The organism is Nitrosomonas sp. Nm51 (assembly GCF_900111165.1).
Lineage (GTDB): Bacteria > Pseudomonadota > Gammaproteobacteria > Burkholderiales > Nitrosomonadaceae > Nitrosomonas.
The window spans coordinates 1-2,957 of sequence record NZ_FOGH01000101.1; the positions used below are offsets into that span (position 1 = coordinate 1).

General features: G+C 43.3%; 4 protein-coding genes. All 4 read left to right on the forward strand.

Annotation, left to right across the window (positions count from 1 at the left end; translation table 11 throughout):
• The first annotated feature begins 365 nt into the window (after positions 1–365).
• From BMY60_RS14840 to BMY60_RS14855, 4 genes are read left to right on the forward strand one after another with little or no spacing between them, the layout of a single operon-like run.
• Complete coding sequence (locus BMY60_RS14840; protein ID WP_090334678.1) at positions 366–1,643, forward strand: tyrosine-type recombinase/integrase; 1,278 nt, start codon at positions 366–368, stop codon at positions 1,641–1,643.
• 33 nt (positions 1,644–1,676) lie between these two features.
• On the forward strand, positions 1,677–1,991 hold the full coding sequence (locus BMY60_RS14845; protein ID WP_090334679.1) for a transcriptional regulator: 315 nt from the start codon (positions 1,677–1,679) through the stop codon (positions 1,989–1,991).
• Positions 1,988–2,290, forward strand: coding sequence for a helix-turn-helix domain-containing protein (locus BMY60_RS14850; protein WP_256251027.1), 303 nt, complete (start codon positions 1,988–1,990; stop codon positions 2,288–2,290). The genes BMY60_RS14845 and BMY60_RS14850 overlap by 4 nt, the downstream gene beginning before the upstream one ends.
• Before the next feature lie 11 nt (positions 2,291–2,301).
• On the forward strand, positions 2,302–2,514 hold the full coding sequence (locus BMY60_RS14855) for a hypothetical protein (RefSeq protein WP_090334682.1): 213 nt from the start codon (positions 2,302–2,304) through the stop codon (positions 2,512–2,514).
• Positions 2,515–2,957: the final 443 nt, after the last annotated feature.

Here is a 2,957-nt window from a genome sequence, read left to right on the forward strand (position 1 = left end):
AATTTGTAACGAGCAACTGAACACAAAGCATCAGCAGGAGGCAAAATACCAACTCAGTCTGGTCGACTTATCCACAGATGCGTAGTATCCTGCGCACTGTTTCCCCCTGGTCAAATTTCAACCGTAATGGGTGGTCAATTTTAAACCGGTATCAACAGCCGACACCAAGAATCGAACTCGGGACCTTCTGATTACAAATTCTAAAATATACCGTTTTAGGCTATTTTAATATTTTTGAAATTGAACTAAAGTCATTGTTTTGTATTGATTTTTACTGTTATATTGTTTTACACTCCATTCCATAGTTTTACGCCTACTGTCTACATAGTGTCTACATGGCGTCTACATGAAAGGAGACTGAAACAATGACCACACCTCACACGCTGCCGCTATCACATAAAATTACCAAGTCTTATGTAGACAGACTGTCTACACCAGAAGCCGGTCAGACTTTTGTGCGGGATTCCGAGTTAAAAGGCTTTGCCGTTCGCATTACTTCAACCGGTGCAAAATCATTTATTCTGGAAAAAAGGATCGATGGCAAGGTTAAGCGTTTGACGTTAGGACGCTATCCGGAATTAACCGTCGAACAGGCCAGAAAAGAAGCGCATAAGTTACTAGGTCAAATTGCAGTGGGGCGCAACCCTCTCGCTGAGAAGAAATCTGAAGCATTACAGGGCACAACATTGCAACAGGCTTTTGATGACTTCATTGCGGTTAGAAAAAAACTAAAAGCCCGCACGCTTTATGATTATCAGCGCATCATGAAAACCGTGTTTGCCGACTGGCAAAACAAGGCCATGCTAAAAATCAATAAAGACATGGTTGCCAAACGACACAGTAAAATTGGCGCTGAACATGGTGAAGCCTATGCCAATTTATCCATGCGTTTTTTACGTGCTTTGTTTAATTTTGCCATTGCACAATACGAAGACGGCAACGGTCATTCCATTTTGCGGGAAAACCCAGTGATAAGGCTCACCCAAACCCGTGCCTGGTATCGCGTGGAACGGCGCCAAACCGTTATCAAACCACATGAACTTAAACCCTGGTTTAATACGGTCATGAATCAAAAAAATGATGTCACCAGCCAAAACCGCGAAACCATCCGTGATTATTTTCTGCTGGTACTTTTTACCGGATTAAGACGCGAAGAAGCCGCCCGGATGACTTGGAACAATGTAGACCTGAAAGCCAGAACGTTAAAAGTGACCGATACCAAAAACCATCAGGATCATACCCTGCCCTTATCCGATTTTCTTTTTGATCTGCTGCAACAACGAAAAAATAACGCTATCAACGAATTCGTATTTCAGAGAGCCAATGGAACCGGTTATATTTCTGAACAACGCAAGCAGCTTGCCAAAATCATCAAAGAATCCGGTGTTTCGTTCACGATTCATGATTTGCGTCGGACATTTGTAACCGTTGCCGAAAGTCTGGATATTTCGGCTTATGCGGTGAAGCGCTTGGTCAATCACAAAATGAGCAGCGACATCACTGCCGGTTACATCGTAACCGACGTAGAACGATTAAGACAGCCGATGCAGAAAATTACTGACTACATGCTTAAATGTGCTGGCTATAAACCATCTGCAACAGTAACCGATTTATCTCAAATACAATCCAACAAAATATCTTGACATCATACGGCAATGCCGTATTATTAAATACCAATGTATACCATTGCAGAAACGGAAACCTTCAGTCGTTATGTCAGCGATTACTGGACTGAAGAAGAACGCGCCGCATTTGCTGCCTGGATTGCAGAACATTATGATGCAGGAGATATTATTCGCGGCTCTGGAGGTTGCCGGAAAGTACGCTGGTCACGCAAAGGAAAAGGCAAAAGCGGCGGTATACGCGTAATCTATTACAACACGCTTGAAGATGGCACGATCTGGCTGTTGCTGATTTACGCCAAAAACAAATACGAAAATGTTCCTGCACATTTACTGAAAGCAATTAAGGAAAAGATAACATGCCCATGACTGAAAAAGAATTAAAGAAACGCGATGAAGAACGCGACCTTGGGGCGGAACTTCTGGAATCAGTTAAACAAATGAAAGCAGGACGCGCCAGCCGAATTCACAAGGTTGAGGTTTCACCTATTGTTTCCGCACGCATAAAATCCGGTTTGTCACAAACAGACTTTGCAAAACTCTTAGGCGTATCGGCAAGAACCCTGCAAGACTGGGAACAAGGCCGCCGACAACCCAGTGGCGCAGCTAAAACATTGATTGCCATCGCCGAGCGTCGCCCAGATGTTTTAAAGGAAATTTCGGTTTAACTGTCCATTACTTGGAAACAGCACAAAGCTTTAATATTCCAAAAGACATGAAGCCCACAAAACCATTGACTGATCCAGAACTAGAAGCCTGGGAAAACAGCCGAAACCTGGAAGCCGAATTACTGGAATCTGTTCGCCAGATGATTGCAAGAAAAGGTCGCGTCGTCTTCTCACCCAACACATCTATAAAAAAGAAATCAACCAATAACAATAGCGTTGCGTAGGCTAAACGCCAGCTCAATCCATAATCTCATTCAAACCAGTTGCCACCGCGAAGCGGCTTGCCCTTGACTGGCTGCCGCCGCTCAAGATAATGAGCCGTACAGGAAGGATTGAAGCGTCGCCTTTGCTGTTTGCACAACCGACAAAACAAGAAATACAGTTATTTTTCCAGCATCCAATCACACAACTTCAATCCTTCATGCAAAACCACGCTTTGGAGCGGCGGCAGCCTGTCAAGGGTGGCATTTAATACGAAAAACCAGAAATGATTTCTTCTTAAGAATGACATGCATTGACCGTCAATTATTCTATCGACTAATAACGCGATTAATTGGCTATGTCTATTAAAGCTAAAGTTTCACGCTTTTTTGGAAGTGGCGATCTAATTTCATTGATTTTTTGTGATCAGCGATTTTCTTTTGGGTAAGAAGGCAGTCCCGATATT

What these genes read in the sequence shown, in the direction of transcription:
- BMY60_RS14850 (WP_256251027.1), top strand. Translation starts at nt 1,988, where the DNA reads ATGACTGAAAAAGAATTAAAGAAACGCGATGAAGAACGCGACCTTGGG.
- BMY60_RS14845 (WP_090334679.1), top strand. Translation starts at nt 1,677, where the DNA reads ATGTATACCATTGCAGAAACGGAAACCTTCAGTCGTTATGTCAGCGAT.
- BMY60_RS14840 (WP_090334678.1), top strand. Translation starts at nt 366, where the DNA reads ATGACCACACCTCACACGCTGCCGCTATCACATAAAATTACCAAGTCT.